We start from the raw sequence: 16,381 nt of genomic DNA, 5'->3' as shown, positions 1-16,381 counted from the left end.
GAAGTCAGGCTTCACACGTTTCATCCGGACCGGCGGGCGCCGACCCGATCAAGGCACGTAGAAGATTTCCGGCCCATCGCCGTCGTCTTCGTCATCCTCGAAATCATCGTCATCCACATCATCGACATTCTTCAGACCGGAGCGACGCAGTGCACGGGCGTCATCCAGGGCCTGCAGACGAGCACGAGCCTCATCCTCGATGCGCTGATCCAGGGCGGCCAGGGCTTCGCCATAGGCCGGCTCCTCCTCGATGCGCAGGGTGCGCTCGTCGAGGTATTTCATGATGTCCTGGCTCAGCTTCTCGGTGCCTTCGCGCTCCAGCGCAGAGATCACGTAGACCGGTCCCTCCCAACCCAGGCGCTCGACCACGGCCTGCTTGCGACGCTCCTGCTCCTCGGGCTCAAGGATCTGGTCCATCTTGTTCAGCACCAGCCAACGGTCACGCTCGGTCAGCGCGGGACTGAACTTCTCCAGCTCGTGAACGATGACTTCAGCAGCATCGGCCGGGTCGCTTTCATCCAGCGGCGCCATGTCGACGATGTGCAGCAGCAGGCGAGTACGCGCGAGGTGCTTGAGGAAGCGGATACCCAGACCGGCACCTTCGGCAGCACCTTCGATCAGGCCGGGAATATCGGCGACCACGAAGCTCTTGAAGCGACCAACGCTGACCACGCCCAGGTTCGGCACCAGGGTGGTGAAAGGGTAGTCGGCGACCTTGGGCTTGGCGGCGGACACCGCACGAATGAAGGTGCTCTTACCTGCGTTCGGCAGCCCCAGCAGACCAACGTCCGCCAGCACTTTCAGCTCCAGCTTGAGGTCGCGCGCCTCGCCCGGCTTGCCCGGCGTGGTCTGGCGCGGCGCACGGTTGGTACTCGACTTGAAACGGGTATTACCCAGGCCGTGCCAACCGCCCTGGGCCACCATGATGCGCTGACCGGCAGCGGTCAGGTCACCGATGATTTCCTGCGTATTGGCATCAATGATGGTGGTACCGACCGGCACCGGCAGGACGAGGTCCTCGCCCTTGGCGCCGGTGCAATCCTTGCTGCCGCCGTTCTCGCCGCGCTGGGCATCGAAACGACGGGTGTAGCGGTAGTCCACCAGAGTATTCAGGTTCTCGTCGGCCTCGAGGAACACCGAGCCGCCGTCGCCACCGTCACCGCCGTTGGGACCGCCTTTCTCGATGAACTTCTCGCGGCGGAAGCTCATGAGGCCGTTGCCGCCGTCACCGGCTTTCACGTGGATGGATACTTCGTCGACGAATTTCATTGCGAACGCCTCCCGCCGAGCCGGCGGGTTGAAAATAAGAAAAGGAGCATAGGATACAGCCAAGTACGCGCAAACGCCCGAACCGACAGCACCTCGCCTGGAGACGCCAGAAACAAAAAAGCCCCGTCGCGAGACAGGGCTTTTTCAGTGAGAGCTCGCTTAGGCAGCGACGACGCTTACATAGCGACGGCCAAAGGCGCCTTTCACTTCGAACTTGATCACGCCGTCGACTTTGGCGAACAGGGTGTGATCCTTGCCCATGCCAACGCCGTAGCCAGCGTGGAACTGGGTGCCGCGCTGACGCACGATGATGTTGCCTGCCTTGACAGCCTGGCTACCGAACAGCTTCACGCCAAGGCGTTTGCTTTCTGAGTCGCGGCCGTTGCGGGTACTACCGCCAGCTTTTTTGTGTGCCATGAGTCAATTCTCCTAAAAGGAATTAGGCCTGGATGCCGGTGATTTTGATTTCAGTGAACCACTGGCGGTGGCCCTGGCGCTTCATGTGGTGCTTGCGGCGGCGGAACTTGATGATGCGCACTTTGTCGTGACGACCGTGGGAAACCACTTCTGCAGTCACTTTTGCGCCTTCTACCACCGGCAGGCCGATCTTGACGTCATCGCCGTTGGCGACCAGCAGAACGCGATCCAGGTTGATCGCTTCGCCGGTGGCGACGTCGAGTTTCTCGACCTTGAGGAATTCGCCTTCGGTGACCTTGTATTGCTTGCCACCAGTAACAATTACTGCGTACATCTGGATGTCTCCGTTAGACCTGCTCACCCGACGCTTTATAGAAAGAGGAATCGGTCGGCATGGCTGCATGGGGCCGGAAAGGACGCCCGTGCAATTGCGTAAGGCAGGATATGCCAGGGAAGTTCGGGGCCGCGATTGTACGCAAACACCTGGCGCGGATCAAGCCCCACGGGGCCTTGCCTTGACAGCCCAAACAGCGGCACCTAGCATGCCGCGCAATCTACGAGGAGCGCTGTCTTTAATGCAACCCCAGGCTTTCTATCGCGTGGTGGCGGACGACTTCACCGCCGTCGACGGCATCATCCGTCGCCAACTCACTTCCCGCGTTCCCCTGGTGGAAAAGATCGGCGACTACATCATCTCCGCCGGCGGCAAGCGTCTTCGCCCGCTGCTGGTGCTCCTCTCGGGCAAGGCCCTGGGCTATTCGGGCGATGACCTGAAGCTGCTGGCCGCCACCATCGAGTTCCTGCACACCTCCACCCTGCTGCACGACGACGTGGTCGACGCCTCCGGCCTGCGCCGCGGCCGCGCTACTGCCAATGCCCAATGGGGCAACGCGCCGAGTGTGCTGGTGGGCGACTTCCTTTATGCACGCTCCTTCGAAATGATGGTCGAGCTGGGCTCCATGCCGGTCATGCGCATCATTTCCCAGGCCACCCGCGTGATCGCCGAAGGCGAAGTGCTGCAGCTGTCCAAGGTCCGCGACGCCAGCACCACCGAAGAAACCTACATGGAAGTCATCCGCGGCAAGACCGCGATGCTCTTCGAAGCCTCCACCCACAGCGCCGCTGCGCTGGCCAACGCCCAACCGGAACAATCCGAGGCGCTGCGCCTGTTCGGTGACGCCTTGGGCATCGCCTTCCAGCTGGTGGACGACCTGCTCGACTACCGCGGCGATGCTGCCAGCCTCGGCAAGAACGTCGGCGACGACCTCGCCGAAGGCAAGCCCACCCTGCCGTTGATCGCCACCATGCGCGACGGCACCCCGGAGCAGGCCGCGCTGGTCCGCAAGGCCATCCAGCAGGGCGGCAGCCAGGACCTGGAAGGCATCCGCGCTGCCGTGGAAGCCGCCGGCGCGCTGGACTACACCGCCAACCTGGCCCGCGACTACGCTGCCCGCGCCATCGACTGCCTGAAGGCGCTGCCGGACAATGAATACAAGGCCGCGCTGGTCGAACTGGCCGAGTTCGCCGTCGCCCGCACGCACTGATCCGCCGTTTCGCAACAGCCCGCCCCGGTTCACCGCGGCGGGCTTTTTGTTGCCTGTCCGTTGACCGGGAACAACAGATCGTCGCCTGCGTGAAAATTTTTCCAATTCAGGCTTGCTATTAAGATAATAAGAATTATTCTCATTAAACGGTCTGCACGGAGGAACACGCCATGACCTACATGATCGACGCCTGGCTGGATCGCCCGCACCCCTACCTGCGCATCCTGCATCGGGACACCGGGGAAGTCTGCGCGGTGCTGGAGGAAGAAGCCCTGGATGAGCTGCGCGAACAGGGTGGCCTGGAGCTGTCCGAGCTCAATACCAGCGAACCGCTGGTACTCAAGGAGCTGGTACGCAACCTGTTCCTGTTCTGTTACGCCCGCGCGCTGCGCTAGACGTTCTTTGCGATGGCGCAGGAAGCGCCATCGGTGCGGTCGCCGCCCGGGAGGCGGCTGCACTCGGGGCCCGGAGGGACCCCGCGCAAGCCACGGCGGTCAGGGACGACCGCCGCGGACTGCACCTCTGACGAATCAGAGGATTTCCAGCAGCTCGACGTCGAATACCAGCACGCTGTGCGGCGGGATGCTGCCGACGGCCTGGCCACCATAGGCCAGCTCGCTCGGTACATGCAGGCGCCACTTGCTGCCGGCGTTCATCAATTGCAGGGCCTCGACCCAGCCAGCGATCACACCGCCCACCGGGAATTCAGCCGGCTGGCCGCGCTCGTAGGAGCTGTCGAAGACGGTGCCGTCGACCAGGGTGCCGTGGTAGTGGGTACGCACGGTGTCTTCGCGGGACGGCTTGGCGCCTTCACCGGTGGCCAGTACCTCGTACTGGAGGCCGGACGGCAGGACGGTCACGCCTTCGCGCTTGGCGTTTTCCACCAAGTATTCACGGCCAACAGCGGCGGCAGCTTCGGCTTTTGCCTGGGCCTCGGCCTGCATGCGCTCGCGGATCACCTGGAAGCTGGCGGACAGGGCTTCGCCAGGCACACGGCTTTCAACGCCGGCGTAGGCGTCGGACAGGCCGGCCACGATGGCGTCGAGGGTCATGCCCGGAACCGGGTTCTCGCGCAGCTGGTCGCCCAGCTGACGGCCGATACCGTAGCTGACGCGGGCTTCGTCGGTGGAAAGATTGAGTTCGCTCATGGCGGCGCTCCGCTGGGGGTTCAAAAAAGGGCCGCCAGCCTAGCACAGATGCACCGTCTCCCCCACCGCGCAGGCCTTGCGCAGCGGGAAGGAACAGGCGCCGAGCTCCCGACTCAATGCAGCGGGATGGTCACGCCAGCGCCGATGTCGCGCTCGTCGTCCATGCCACACATCTCGTCATGCACCACGGCATGCACCAGATGGAAGGGGACGCTGGGCAGCGCACGAAGCACTTCCCGTGCGTGGGCGACCGAACGGACGCTGATGACGTGTCCTGCCTCGTCCTGGACCGGATAGAAGCGCGCGCCCATGCGCGCCTCCAGCACGTAGATATCGCCTTCCAGCGATACCAGGTTGATCTCGTCAATGTCGCCGGCGACAGAGCGGCTGGTCAGTTCCTGCAGATTCATATGCTGCACCTCCTGCGGGTTGATCCACGCCAGAAGTGTTGACCAGCAGGCGCTAGCCGCAAGCCGAAAACGCAACCGCCCGTCCGTTTTGCAACGGCCGGGCGGCGGCGATGACGCGGCGGCGCCTCAATGGTCGTGGCGCGTGGCCTTGTCCAGATAGCCCATGGCGAAGGCCGAGAGAACGAAGGTGAGGTGCATGATCACGTACCACATCAGCTTGTTGTCTTCGATGTTCTTGGCGTCCATGAAAATACGCAGCAGGTGGATCGAGGAGATCGCCACGATGGAAGCGGCCACCTTGTTCTTCAGCGAACTGGCGTCCATCTTGCCCAGCCAGCTGAGCTTCTCCTTGCCCTCGTCGATGTCGAGCTGCGACACGAAGTTCTCGTAGCCGGAGAACATCACCATCACCAGCAGTCCACCGACCAGCGCCATGTCGATCAGCGACAGCAGCACCAGGATCAGGTCAGCTTCGGCGATGCTGAAGATGCTGGGCAGGATGTGGAAGATTTCCTGGAAGAATTTGATGGTCAGCGCCAGCAGGGCCAGCGACAGGCCGATATAGATCGGTGCCAGCAGCCAACGCGCGGCATACAGGGAGTTTTCGACGAATCGTTCCATGGTGCTCGTAGGAAAGGTCTTGGGAAAAGGGCCGCCGAAGTATAGCGGAGGGCGTTGGCGAGTTATCCCGACTTTCTATGGATAAATATGTCTGTGGATAAATTGGTGGGCGGCCACGGCACCACACCGTAGCGACCAGGCGCCCCGCGGCCTTCAGCGGATCGTGCAGCGGCTGCGCAATCCTCCCTCAACCTTCCGGGCGGAACTGGAAATTGCCGACATTACGCGACCGATCGCCGTTCAGGCGGCGCAGTTCGCCTTGCAGGTGCACCTGCCAGATGGGGGGATCCTCTGCCACGATGTAGCCCTGCTGAGCCAGGCAATCGGAGATCGCTTCGAGTACGCCTTCAGCCACGAAAGGCCCGCAGAACGGGCCCTGCGCCTTGATGGCGGTGGGCTGCGCCCCGGACATGCCGGCAGCGCACAACAAGGTCCAGAGTCCATTCTCTCCGGCCAGCGGCCTGATCTCGCACTCGATGCGCGTGGTCAGCCCCAGACAGGGGCGGATAAGGCAGAGGTTACGCGGCATGGCGGCACCCTCGCGGTTGTCCTGAGTTCGAGACTACACCCAGGTTCCGACACGCGAAAGCGCGGATTTATCCACCCATCTTGCGGACAACAGTCTGTAAAACACGCGGACAGGAGCGCCACAACGGCGCTCCTGTCCTGACGCCAATCAGTCGACGTCTTTCTTCTTGCGGGCGCGCTCTTTCTCCACAGGTGCCTTTTCCACCGGCACCTTTTCCGCCTTCGGCTTGCTGGCGGGCTTGGCGACGGCGGGCTCCTTGGCCGGTTTTTCCTTCTCTTCCTCGTCCATGCCCAGCTCGGAGATTTCCTTCAGGCGCTCGACGACACGGGCGTTGACGCTGCCCTGGGGGAAGTGGCCCTTGGCGTCCGGCGCTCCGGCTGGCTCGCCGACCAGCAGGCTCAGCGCCTCGTCCGCCTGGCGCACGGCGTAGATGTGGAACTGGCCGTTGCGCACGGCCTGCAGCACACGCTCGTCGAGCATCAGGGTGGCGACGTTGGCGCGCGGGATGATCACTCCCTGCTCGCCGGTCAGGCCACGCGCTTCGCACAGGCGGAAGAAGCCCTCGATCTTCTCGTTGACCCCGCCGACCGCCTGCACCTCACCGAACTGGTTGATCGAGCCGGTGATGGCGAAGCATTGGCGCAGCGGCGTGCGCGACAGGGCGGAGATCAGCGTGCAGACCTCGCCCAGCGAGGCGCTGTCGCCGTCCACGTAACCGTAGGACTGCTCCAGGGCGATGCTCGCGGAAATCTCCAGGGGGAATTCCTGGGCGTAGCGGCTGCCGAGGTAGCCGGTGAGGATCATCACGCCCTTGGAGTGGATCGGCTGGCCAAGGTTGACCTCGCGCTCGATGTCGACGATGCCGCTGCCACCCGGATAGACGGTGGCGGAGATGCGTGCCGGCATGCCGAAGGCGGAGTCGCCGACTTCCAGCACGGTCAGACCGTTGCACTTGCCCACCGCGGCGCCTTCGCTGTCGATCAGGATGATGCCGGCGAGGATGTCGTCGAGAATCCGCGCCGACACACGGCCGGTACGGGTCTCCTTGGCTTTCAGGGCTCGCTCGATGTGCCCGAGATCGGTCACTTCCTGTCCTGCCAACTGGCGGATGAAGTCCGCCTCGCTGACCAGCTGGAACAGATCGCCGATGCGCGCCGAGAGGCGCCCCTGGTGTTCGGCCAGCCGGGCACTGTAGGTCGCCAGGCGTGCCACGGCCTCTCGGGTGAGCGGCGCCAGGCCCTCCTCCGAGGTGCGGGTCTTGAGCAACTGGGCGAACTGCTCGAGGCTGTCCTCGGCGAGGGGGATGTCTTCGTCGAAGTCCACCAGCACGCGGAACATCTCCTGGAAGTCCGGATCGAGGTCCTGCAGCGTGTAGTAGATCTGCCGTGAACCGATGATGATCACCTTGATGTTCAGCGGGATCACCTGGGGCGTCAGGCTCATGGCGGTCAGGCGACCAAGCTCGGCCAGCGGCGACTCCATCTTCAGCTGGCGCGATTGCAGCGCGCGCTTGAGCGCGTCCCAGACGAACGGCTCGCCCAGCAGCTTCTCTGCCTCCAGCACCAGGAAGCCGCCGTTGGCGCGGTGCAGTGCGCCGGGGCGCAACTGGCGGTAGCTGGTGTAGAGCGCGCCCTGGTCGGAGGCGTACTCGATGCGGCCGAACAGGTTGTCGTAGGTCGGGTGCGACTCGAATACCACTGGCGCGCCGCTGGTGGCGTGGTGGCCGATCGCCTGGTTCGGCGCGTACTGCTCCTCCAGGCCCTGCTTGCGCTGCGGGTCGGTGCGCTCGGCGTCCACCAGTTGATCGACCACAGTCTTCAGCAGGTTGAGCTGCATGGCCTGCAGGTAGGCACTGACCCCGGAGTTGTTGTTGTACTTCTCCACCAGCGGCGCCAGCAGCGGCTGCAGCGCCAGGGTGATGGTTTCCTCGTTGAGCTGGCGCAACTGGTTGCTCGACTCGCGCTTCCACTGCGGCAGGCTGGAAAGCTCCTCGTTGAGGTGCTCCTCCAGGTCGGCGATGTCGGCGTGGAAGCGCTCGCGCTCCTCTTCCGGCAGTTGGGCGAATTCGGCTTCGTCCAGCGCCTTGCCGTCCTTCATCGGCGTGAAGGCGATGTTGGCGCTGTCGCGATAGAGGGCGACTTCCTTCTCCAGCGCCAGGCGCTCGACGGTATCCAGGGCCTTGTCGTAGCGCTGGTTGAAGGCACGGTCGATGGCGCTCTTCTTCTGCTGGTAGGCCGGGTTCTCGAACACCGAGGGGAAGGTTGAGAGCAGGTTGTCGATCAGGTGATCGATATCGGTGCCGAACTCGGCGGCGCTGCCCGGCGGCAGTTCGATCACGCGGGGTTCGCGCGAGTCATCGAAATTGTTGACGTAGACCCAGTCGGCCGGTGTCGGCAGGCGCTTGCCCTCGGCCTTCAGGTAACGCTGCACGAACGAGAAGCGACCGGTACCCGGCTCGCCCATGACAAACACGTTGTAACCCGGACGCGGCATTGCCACGCCGAACTGCAGCGCCTCGACCGCGCGCTCCTGTCCGAGCACGCCCAGGAAAGGCTCCAGTTCTTCGGTGGTCTTGAAGGGAAACTGTTCGGGAGTGAAGGGGCGGGTCAGTTCATCGGGCGCCAGGCGCAGGCCGGCAGCAACGGAATCGGGCATTGGAGGTCCTTGCTTCGGGCGGCACGAGGCCGCGGAGATTCGTCCGCATTCTCGCGCCGCCCGCGCGCCACTGGCAAGGCAGTATTGGTGACAGTTTCAGTCCACCGCATCGGCGCAACGCAGGCAGTGCTCGGCGGCCGGCAGCGCGCGCAAGCGTCGCTCCTCGATGGCCTCGCCGCACCGCGCGCACTCGCCATAAGTCCCGTCGGCCAAGCGCAGCCGCGCCATACCCACCAGGCGCATGCCCGCCTCCGCTTCGGCCAGCAGGGCGCGCAGGACGTCATCGTTCTGCCGCTGCTGGGCCTGCTCGGCGAAATCGGGCGAATGGCTGCTGCCGAGGTCACGGCGAATGGCCTCGGCACGTTTCAAATACTCGGCCGCCAACTGGTCCAGCGCTGGCCGCGGATCGAAATCGACCATGACTACTTCCTCGCAAGGGAACTGATTCAAGTGTGGTCGGTTCCAAGATTTCCGCCGCTGATATCGATCAACTGCCGCTCATCCCGGCCCTTTCCACAAGGCCCGGCCATACCGATCACGACGGCGGTTGCCTTGACACCTGCAAGGCATTGGAGAAAAGCTCTGACCCGGCGCTGTTTTGCTATCAGCGACTGTCCAACGGTTCCCGACCTCAAAAAGAGAGAAAAAAGATGAAAAGGATTCTGCTCGGTACCCTCCTCGCCACCGCCTCCCTCAGCGCTCTCGCCGATGCCCCCGGCAGCGACGGCTGCGGCTGGGGCAACATGCTGTTCAAGGGCCAGCGCGGCACCGCCACCCACGTCCTGGCCGCCACCACCAACGGCACCAGCGGCAATAACACCTTCGGCATGACCACCGGCACCAACGGCTGCCACACCAACGGCGCGCTGACCTACGGCGGCAAGCCGATGATCGTGCTCAGCAGCATGATGGACGAGCTGTCCGAAGACATGGCCAAGGGTGACGGCGAAGCGCTGACCACCTATGCCGTGGTACTGGGCGTGAAGCCGGAAGACCGCGCGCACTTCGCCCAGGTCACCCACGAGCACTTCGCACAGATCTTCAACAAGTCCGACGTCACCGCCGAAGACGTCTACGCCAATACCCAGGCCGTCCTGAAACAGGACAGCACCCTGGCCAAGTACGCCGAACAGGCCTGATGGCCGACGCGAGCCCGCCGCCTCCCGGCGGGCTCCCCCTTCCCCTCCAGTAGTCCACTCGATGCTCAAACGCCTGTTGCCCTGGATGGCGCTGTGCGCCTGCACCCCACTGCTGGCCTCGCCCGCGATCGACCCACAACGCCTGCAGACGCTGGCCGACGAGCCCTACTGGCTGGCCCTGGGTCATTACGAACACGCCAAGCTCGGAGGCTGGCGCAGCTTCGTCGACGATCCGAAGTTCTTCCTCGCCCAGGACGGAGAACGCCATCCGCAATCGGAACTGGCCGCTACCGTGAAGGCTCTCTACGCCCCGGCCAGCCTCGGCGACAAGCACGCTCAGTGCGTCTACCCGGCGCGTACCCGCTGGCTGCGCCAGCAATTGCGGCTGGATGACCTGCCGGCGGTCGAGTGCAAGGAATTCACCACCTGGTACCAGGACATCAACCCGCACAGCGCCGTGCTGGTGTTCCCGGCCGCCTACCTGAACAGTCCGTCCTCGATGTTCGGCCACACGCTGTTGCGCATCGACCAGGCCGACGTCGATTCCGACAACACCGCCCTGCTCAGCTACGCGCTCAACTTTGGCGCCTACATCGAGGGCATGGACAACAGCATCCTCTACGCCTGGAAGGGCCTGATGGGCGGCTACCCCGGCCTGTTCGCCCTGGTGCCCTACCGCGAGAAGCTCTCCGAATACAGCCGCCTGGAGAACCGCGATCTCTGGGAATACCGCCTGAACCTGACGCCGGAAGAAACTGCGCGCATGGTCGAGCACGTCTGGGAGCTGAAGCAGATTCGCTTCAAGTACTACTTCTTCGACGAGAACTGCTCCTTCCGCCTGCTGGAGTTGCTGGAGATCGCCCGTCCCGGCACCGAGCTCACCGACCACTTCCCACTCACCGCCATTCCCACCGACACGGTACGCGCGGTGAAGGACGCCGGATTGATCGACCGTGTGGACTACCGCCCGTCCCGCGAGCGCGAACTGCTGGCCCGTGGCGAACCGCTGAGCCACGACGAGAAGGTGCTGGCCCGACGCATCGCCGATGACGACAGCCAGCTACAGAATCCCGCATTCGCCGCCCTGCCCGCCGACCGCCAGGCGCTGGTGCAGGACACCGCCTTCCGCCTGGTGCGCTACCGAGCGACCGGCCAGGAGCGCGACCAGTCCACCGCCACGCGCAGCTACAACCTGCTCAAGGCAATCAACCGCAACCCGCCACCGGCCCTGGAGGTGGAACGCCCGGGCCAGCCGGAGAACGGTCACGAGTCCCGTACCTGGCAACTGGGCGCCGGCAGTCGCGACGGCCAGGCCTTCGCCCAGTACGGCCTGCGCATGGCCTACCATGACCTCGACGACAACGCCTACGGCTTCCCCCTCGGCGCGCAGATCGAGATCGGCCAGCTCAAGGTGCGTCAGTACGAAGGCAACAGCTGGCAATTGCAGCAACTGGACCTGGTCACCATCCGTTCCATGACGCCGCGCAACGAACTGCTGAAACCGCTGTCCTGGCAAGTCGCCGGCGGCTGGGAGCGGGTGATCGGCAAGCACAGTGACAACGACCACGACACCCTGGTCGGTCACCTCAATGGCGGCGCCGGCGGCAGCTGGAAGCTGACCGACGACCTGCAGGCTTACGCCCTGGGCACGGCGCGCATCGAGAACAACCCGGACTTCGCCGCCACCATCGCCCCGGCCATGGGCTTCGACACCGGCGTGCTGTGGAGCAACCCGCTGGGCAACCTCAGCCTGGAGGGCAAGGGCGACTACTTCCACAACGGCGAGGTGCGCCGCACCCTGAGCGTTGGCCAGCAGGTGGAACTGAGCCGCAATCTCGGCCTGCGCCTGTCAGCCCAGCGCGAGTTCAGCCACGAAGCCAGCCCACGCAGCGAAGTGATGCTGGAGCTGCGCTGGTACCACTACTGATCGCAGAAGACGCGCCATGACCAGGGCCATGGCGCGCCTCTGCCAGCATCAGTCCAGGTAGCCCGTCACTTCCTCGGCACTGAGGAAACGCACGAGCTCCACCGATGGCTGGTGCGCATCATGCAGGCGGTCGGCGAAGCCCGACCAGGAGCGCGACACTCCCTCTTCGGTATCCAGCGCGATCAGTACGCAGTGGCCGTGCTTGCGCCTATTGCTGCGCAGCGGCGCCTCGCCCCACGCCCAGGCCAGGCTATTGACCAGCTCGCCCTTCTCGAAGGCGAATGCCTGCAGCCACAGGTACTGCGCGCTGTCGTCACGCGGCACGTCGGCCGACGCAACTGGCGCCGCGACCTGCAACCCGAGCCGCTCGCCGTGGACAGCCAGCAGCGGCTGCAGCAGGGAGAACGCATGGAAGTTGCAGTTGATGCCTTGCGCACTCACCACCAGTCCCGTGCGTGTCCTGGGCAGGACCACGACGAGTTCGTCCTCGTAGCTCAACGCCGCCGCGTGATCGAGGAAATGCAGGTTCTCGAAGGGCAGCGTGGTGTTGGATTTCACCATCGCGTCGATGTCGCGCAGCAGTTCGCTGCCGGCCAGGAAGTCGCGGTGATTCTCCCGCGAGCGCATCAGCATGGTCATCAGCGGCAGCACCAGCAGATCGACCGCAGCGTGCGCGCTGTCGACCCGAAATGACTGCGCCGGCGTCAGGCTATCGAGCCGCGCACGGGCCTGCCGGGCAGCGACCTGCGCCTTCTCGTCGTCCTCGACCTCCTCGTCGGCACAGTACGGGCGCAGTACCGCCAGCGCACGCCCCAACGCATCCAGCACTGCGGCGAAGGCAATACGCGGGCTGGCGCCGCCTTCCACCCAACTGCCGCAGAACAGCGCCAGCAGCGATGCGCGGTTGGGATTGAGCTCGGGAAACAGTGCCGCGCACTGGGTGAGCATGGTGTCTGCAAGGGGCGTCCCCAGGGTGTCGTGATACAGCTCACGGACATCGGAGCGCTGGACGAAGTCCTGCGCTCCGACCTGATCCTCGGGCGCATCCACCGGCTGGCGCAGGAACTCGACCAGCGACGCCGGCAGACCTGTCGCCAGCGTCACGCCACGTTTCCGTCGAGTTGATACTCCGCAACGCCCTGCTCGGCGAACCACTGGATCACCGCCTCGCGCTGCATCACCCGCGCATGCACCGGTCCATTGCCGCCGCCGGTCAGCAGCTGGCCCAGGTCGCAACCCTGGGCGCGCAGTTGCTCCAGCAACTCGATATCACTGCTGCGCACTGCGTGGGTCAGCGCCAGGCGCTGCAACACGCCCACGCCGGCGATATTTCCCTGCTCCAGCGCCGCACGCCAATCGCGCACCAGCGGTCGCAGCGAATCCTGCAACTGCTGCGCCAGCGCTTCGCCCTCGGCGCCCGAGGCGGCCAGTTCATCCAGGGCTTCGAGCAACTCCTGCCCGGCGTCCGCGCCCTCGGCAAACGGGTCTTCGTCAAAGCCCAGCAGTGCGAACAGGCCGTTCAGATCGTCGGCCACCCGGGTCAGTGCGTCCTCGTGCAAACGCAGCGGCCAGGCCGGCGGCAACGCGCGGCTCCAGGCGTACACAACGCCGAACTCCTCCGGCTCGACGCAGACGTAGACCCGTTCCAGGTACTCGAATCCGCCGATGGGCAGGAAGCCAACGCGGCCATCCCATTCCTGACCATTCTCGGTCGCGACGTCCGCGGCACATTCCTGTTCGTGTTCCAGCCAGCCCCACAGGTCGTGGTAGCCGTCGCTGTCCGGGTAGAACAGCTCGTTGAACGAGTAGGGATGCAGGTGGCCGCCGTAATCCACGCACAGCTCGTAATCCAGCCGCCCACCGAAGGCACAGCGCCACAGGGCGACCAGTTCCGGCGGCAGCTTGCTACGCAGGCGCAACTCGACCTCCGCGAGCTGGGCGTCGCTGATCGGTGGCTGTGCATCGTGGATGATGCGCCCGGCGAAGCAGGCCAGGCGATGCTCACGCAGCAGTTGCTGCTGCGCCGGTGTGAAATCAGGCATTGCCCTCCTCCTTGCGCAGCACAGCGCGTACGTTCATCAGGGCAACGCCCAGCAGGTTCAACCCGCGCCAGCGCGCCGGATTGCCCGCATCGGGATGATCGACCGCCAGGCCGATACCCCAGATCGCATCCACCGGGCTGGCCTCCACCAGCACGCGATCGCCCGTGCCCAGCAGGAAGTCACGCAAGGCCGGGTTCTGCCCGAACTTGGCGAGATTGGCGCGAGTCACGATGGCCAGGCGCGCGGCATTCCAGGTGGCCTCGTCGAAACCGCGGATCTCACGGCCGATCGACTTCGCCTCGGCCGGCGTGCGCGCCGCAAGAATCCTCGCCAGCGCCGCCTCATCACCGAACAGCCGGGCCTTGCCGGCCATCATGTAGTGCTCGGCGCTGCCGTAGGTCTCGCCGTCGATCTCGAAGTCCGCCTCGAACCACTGACTGAAGCAGCTCTTGTCGACGTCCGCGGAGCGCTTGGGGCGATGCCCCCAGAAGTACACGTACTTGAACGCTTCGCCCGCCTCGATGCGTCGGCACAGTTGCTCGACTGTCATCGGTTCTTCCATGATCGGCTCCTTGCCGCTACCGCAAAACGCCGATTCTAACGCACCCCGTCGCTGATGCCGGCCCAATCCAGGCCAAAGCGCGCCAGGTACTTGCGCAGGCGGTCAGCGTCGTTGGGGTTCTGCTTCTCCTGGCGCGAGACAGCGAACAGCTGCCGGCCAGCATCAGACAGGTTGCGTGCCTGACGGCAGACGTCGATCACCGCTTCCAGCTGCACGCGGTCGAACAGGTCCAACGCCTCGGCGCCCTCCTCCCCCAGTAAGCGATCCAGCAGACTCTGTGTCTGGGTAGCGCCCCAGGAGCGGCGCAGCCGGCCGATCTCCTCCTCCACCAGCGCCTCGTCGATCCGTCCACTGTCGGCCAGGGTCGCCATGCGCGTGATGGACGCCGACAGCTCGCGGAAGTTGCCACTCCACAGCGCCTGCGCCGAGTTGGCGAACGCCAGGTAGCGCGTGCGCGCCTCACGGTTGAAGCGCACCAGCCGCCCCTGCTCGCGAGCGTGGCGCTCCAGCTCGAAGTCGATGTTCGGCTCGATGTCCTCACGACGCCCAGCCAACCCCGGCAGGTCGAAGGTCCAGAGGTTGATGCGGGCGAACAGGTCCTCGCGGAACAGACCCTCGGCAACGCGCTCGCGCAAATCGCGGTGGGTGCCGGCGATCAGCTGGAAGTCGCTACCCACCTCGCGGTCCGAGCCCAGCGGGAAGAAGCGTTTTTCCTCGATGGCCTTGAGCAGCATCGCCTGCTCGTCCAGGCCCAGCTCGCCAATCTCGTCGAGAAACAACATGCCGCCATCCGCCGCACGCAGCAGGCCTTCGCGGGCGTTCTGCGCGCCGGTGAAGGCGCCCTTGATGTGGCCAAACAGCGCGGACATGGCGCCGTCGCCGCGCAAGGTCGCGCAGTTCACCTCGACGAAGCGGCCCTGGAACTGGTGCCGCGCGCGCTTGAGTTCGTAGACGCGGCGGGCCAGGAACGACTTGCCAGCGCCCGTCGGGCCGATCAGCAGCATCGGCGCGCGAGAGCGCCCGGCGACCCGCTCGATCTGCTCGATGGAACGGTTGAAGTCGGCGTTGCGCGTGGCGATGCCGGACTTGAGGAAGACCAGGCTTTCTTCCTGCTCACGGCGGAAGCGCGTGGCGATGCGGTCGTAGCGCGACAGGTCGAGGTCGATCACCGCCACCGTCCCTTCCGGCTGCCGCGCCTCGTCCTTGCGCCGCGCCGGCGAAGCCTGCACCAGCCGCGCCGGCAGGTAGCGCGCCTCGGTCAGGAGGAACCAGCAGATCTGCGCGACGTGGGTCCCGGTGGTGATGTGCACCAGGTAGTCCTCGTGCTCGGTATCGAAGGCGTAGCCGCCGACGAAGTCGTGCAGCGCGCCGTACACCTCCTCGAAGTCCCACGGGTTGCGCAGCGCCATGGGCTGCAGGCGCACCTCGGTCTCCGGCGAGACGAGCCGCACGTCGGCGGCGATGCGCTCGGCCAGGCTGACATCCCGCACATCCAGCCCGTGGATCAGCTCCAGGCGGTCGACCAGCAGATCCTGCTGCTGGCACAGGCCGACCGTGGGCCGCCACTTCTGCCAGCGCGCCGCGCCCTTGCCGACGCGATCCAGTGTGGAACCGAGGAAGCCGATGGCCACGGTTTTCTTGGCTTTCATTTTTTATCCATAAAGATAAATAACGATCCCAGGATATCCATATATCGCCATTCCGGCCAGCCGACGACGTCGATCACGCACAACATGAAAATAACTAAATCGTTATTTATCAGATAGTTATAAATATTCTCCGACCATAAGAACAAACCTGGCACGCCCCTCGCTATATCTCCCTCGACCGCATCGCTGATGCAGCCCACGGGCAGGGACTTCAACTCCCGCCGGTGCCCGAGCCCACCCCTGGTGTCGGCTTCGTGCATGCCGCTGCAGCAGTCACGGTCGATGGCGCGGTAGCTCAGCCCGGTAGAGCACTCCCCTTCGCGGGAGCCGTCGCAGGTTCGAATCCTGCCCGCGCCGTTCGATAGCTCAGTCCGGTAGAGCAGCCATTTTCGGATGGCCTGTCGCGGGTTCGACTCCCGCTCGAACACTGCCCTGTTAAGGCAGCTACTCATGAAAGCGATACCCCGCC

Annotated in this window: 18 protein-coding genes and 1 tRNA gene; 5 read left to right on the top strand and 14 right to left on the bottom strand. The window is 64.8% G+C overall.

Annotated features, from left to right (window positions below):
- Positions 1–48: 48 nt before the first annotated feature.
- The 3 genes from cgtA to rplU form a co-directional block, all read right to left on the bottom strand.
- Positions 49–1,269 (bottom strand): Obg family GTPase CgtA, encoded by a 1,221-nt coding sequence (gene cgtA, locus AC1ZV1_RS04830; RefSeq protein WP_484295740.1) that lies wholly within the window; start codon positions 1,267–1,269, stop codon positions 49–51.
- 159 nt (positions 1,270–1,428) lie between these two features.
- The gene (rpmA, locus tag AC1ZV1_RS04825; RefSeq protein ID WP_017521622.1) at positions 1,429–1,686 is read right to left on the bottom strand and encodes a 50S ribosomal protein L27; all 258 of its coding nucleotides are present in this window, start codon (positions 1,684–1,686) and stop codon (positions 1,429–1,431) included.
- 22 nt (positions 1,687–1,708) lie between these two features.
- Positions 1,709–2,020, bottom strand: coding sequence for a 50S ribosomal protein L21 (gene rplU, locus AC1ZV1_RS04820; protein ID WP_017521623.1), 312 nt, complete (start codon positions 2,018–2,020; stop codon positions 1,709–1,711).
- A 241-nt stretch (positions 2,021–2,261) separates the two neighbouring features.
- Between rplU and AC1ZV1_RS04815 the strand changes: the two genes are divergently transcribed.
- Together AC1ZV1_RS04815 and AC1ZV1_RS04810 are read left to right on the top strand one after the other, a co-directional pair.
- Entirely contained in the window at positions 2,262–3,230 is a 969-nt protein-coding gene (locus AC1ZV1_RS04815) for a polyprenyl synthetase family protein (protein WP_484295739.1), read from the top strand.
- 170 nt (positions 3,231–3,400) lie between these two features.
- A complete protein-coding gene (locus tag AC1ZV1_RS04810; protein WP_045217230.1) occupies positions 3,401–3,625 on the top strand; it encodes a PA4570 family protein in 225 nt (74 codons plus the stop codon).
- 135 nt (positions 3,626–3,760) lie between these two features.
- On the opposite strand, the gene bamJ is transcribed toward AC1ZV1_RS04810, so the two are convergent.
- From bamJ to AC1ZV1_RS04780, 6 genes are all read right to left on the bottom strand, one after another.
- Positions 3,761–4,378, bottom strand: a complete 618-nt coding sequence (gene bamJ, locus AC1ZV1_RS04805; RefSeq protein ID WP_484295738.1) for a BamJ family beta-barrel-assembly machinery protein — start codon at positions 4,376–4,378, stop codon at positions 3,761–3,763.
- A 113-nt stretch (positions 4,379–4,491) separates the two neighbouring features.
- Entirely contained in the window at positions 4,492–4,788 is a 297-nt protein-coding gene (locus AC1ZV1_RS04800) for a DUF6482 family protein (RefSeq protein ID WP_024763075.1), read from the bottom strand.
- A 126-nt stretch (positions 4,789–4,914) separates the two neighbouring features.
- Complete coding sequence (locus AC1ZV1_RS04795; RefSeq protein ID WP_017521628.1) at positions 4,915–5,409, bottom strand: TIGR00645 family protein; 495 nt, start codon at positions 5,407–5,409, stop codon at positions 4,915–4,917.
- Positions 5,410–5,596: 187 nt separating this feature from the next.
- Positions 5,597–5,938, bottom strand: a complete 342-nt coding sequence (locus AC1ZV1_RS04790) for a PA4575 family protein (RefSeq protein ID WP_484295737.1) — start codon at positions 5,936–5,938, stop codon at positions 5,597–5,599.
- Between the two features lie 147 nt (positions 5,939–6,085).
- Positions 6,086–8,593, bottom strand: coding sequence for a Lon protease family protein (locus tag AC1ZV1_RS04785; RefSeq protein WP_484295736.1), 2,508 nt, complete (start codon positions 8,591–8,593; stop codon positions 6,086–6,088).
- Between the two features lie 96 nt (positions 8,594–8,689).
- Positions 8,690–9,013 carry a TraR/DksA family transcriptional regulator gene (locus AC1ZV1_RS04780; RefSeq protein WP_484295735.1) on the bottom strand — a complete coding sequence of 108 codons (324 nt, stop codon included), beginning with the start codon at positions 9,011–9,013 and terminating at the stop codon, positions 8,690–8,692.
- 230 nt (positions 9,014–9,243) lie between these two features.
- Here AC1ZV1_RS04780 and AC1ZV1_RS04775 point away from each other — a divergent pair, with 230 nt between their 5' ends.
- Together AC1ZV1_RS04775 and AC1ZV1_RS04770 are read left to right on the top strand one after the other, a co-directional pair.
- Positions 9,244–9,732 carry a DUF3015 domain-containing protein gene (locus AC1ZV1_RS04775; RefSeq protein ID WP_038803701.1) on the top strand — a complete coding sequence of 163 codons (489 nt, stop codon included), beginning with the start codon at positions 9,244–9,246 and terminating at the stop codon, positions 9,730–9,732.
- Positions 9,733–9,793: 61 nt separating this feature from the next.
- The gene (locus AC1ZV1_RS04770; protein WP_484295734.1) at positions 9,794–11,659 is read left to right on the top strand and encodes an Lnb N-terminal periplasmic domain-containing protein; all 1,866 of its coding nucleotides are present in this window, start codon (positions 9,794–9,796) and stop codon (positions 11,657–11,659) included.
- A gap of 48 nt (positions 11,660–11,707) precedes the next feature.
- Here AC1ZV1_RS04770 and AC1ZV1_RS04765 read toward each other — a convergent pair whose 3' ends face one another.
- Genes AC1ZV1_RS04765 through AC1ZV1_RS04745 form a run of 5 tightly spaced genes read right to left on the bottom strand, consistent with a single transcriptional unit; the run spans position 11,708 to position 16,172 of the window.
- Positions 11,708–12,763, bottom strand: a complete 1,056-nt coding sequence (locus AC1ZV1_RS04765; RefSeq protein ID WP_484295733.1) for a hypothetical protein — start codon at positions 12,761–12,763, stop codon at positions 11,708–11,710.
- On the bottom strand, positions 12,760–13,701 hold the full coding sequence (locus AC1ZV1_RS04760; protein WP_484295732.1) for an SMI1/KNR4 family protein: 942 nt from the start codon (positions 13,699–13,701) through the stop codon (positions 12,760–12,762). The genes AC1ZV1_RS04765 and AC1ZV1_RS04760 overlap by 4 nt, the downstream gene beginning before the upstream one ends.
- A complete protein-coding gene (locus tag AC1ZV1_RS04755) occupies positions 13,694–14,263 on the bottom strand; it encodes an NADAR family protein (protein WP_484295731.1) in 570 nt (189 codons plus the stop codon). The genes AC1ZV1_RS04760 and AC1ZV1_RS04755 overlap by 8 nt, the downstream gene beginning before the upstream one ends.
- Before the next feature lie 35 nt (positions 14,264–14,298).
- A complete protein-coding gene (gene rtcR / locus AC1ZV1_RS04750) occupies positions 14,299–15,912 on the bottom strand; it encodes an RNA repair transcriptional activator RtcR (protein WP_484295730.1) in 1,614 nt (537 codons plus the stop codon).
- On the bottom strand, positions 15,909–16,172 hold the full coding sequence (locus AC1ZV1_RS04745; RefSeq protein ID WP_484295729.1) for a hypothetical protein: 264 nt from the start codon (positions 16,170–16,172) through the stop codon (positions 15,909–15,911). Before AC1ZV1_RS04745 ends, rtcR begins: the two co-directional genes overlap by 4 nt.
- A 24-nt stretch (positions 16,173–16,196) precedes the next feature.
- Here AC1ZV1_RS04745 and AC1ZV1_RS04740 point away from each other — a divergent pair.
- Positions 16,197–16,269: transfer RNA gene (locus AC1ZV1_RS04740), tRNA-OTHER, on the top strand.
- Positions 16,270–16,381 lie beyond the last annotated feature (112 nt).

Source organism: Pseudomonas sp. BB438 (genome assembly GCF_057180225.1).
This window is presented reverse-complemented; position numbering and strand designations above follow the sequence as displayed.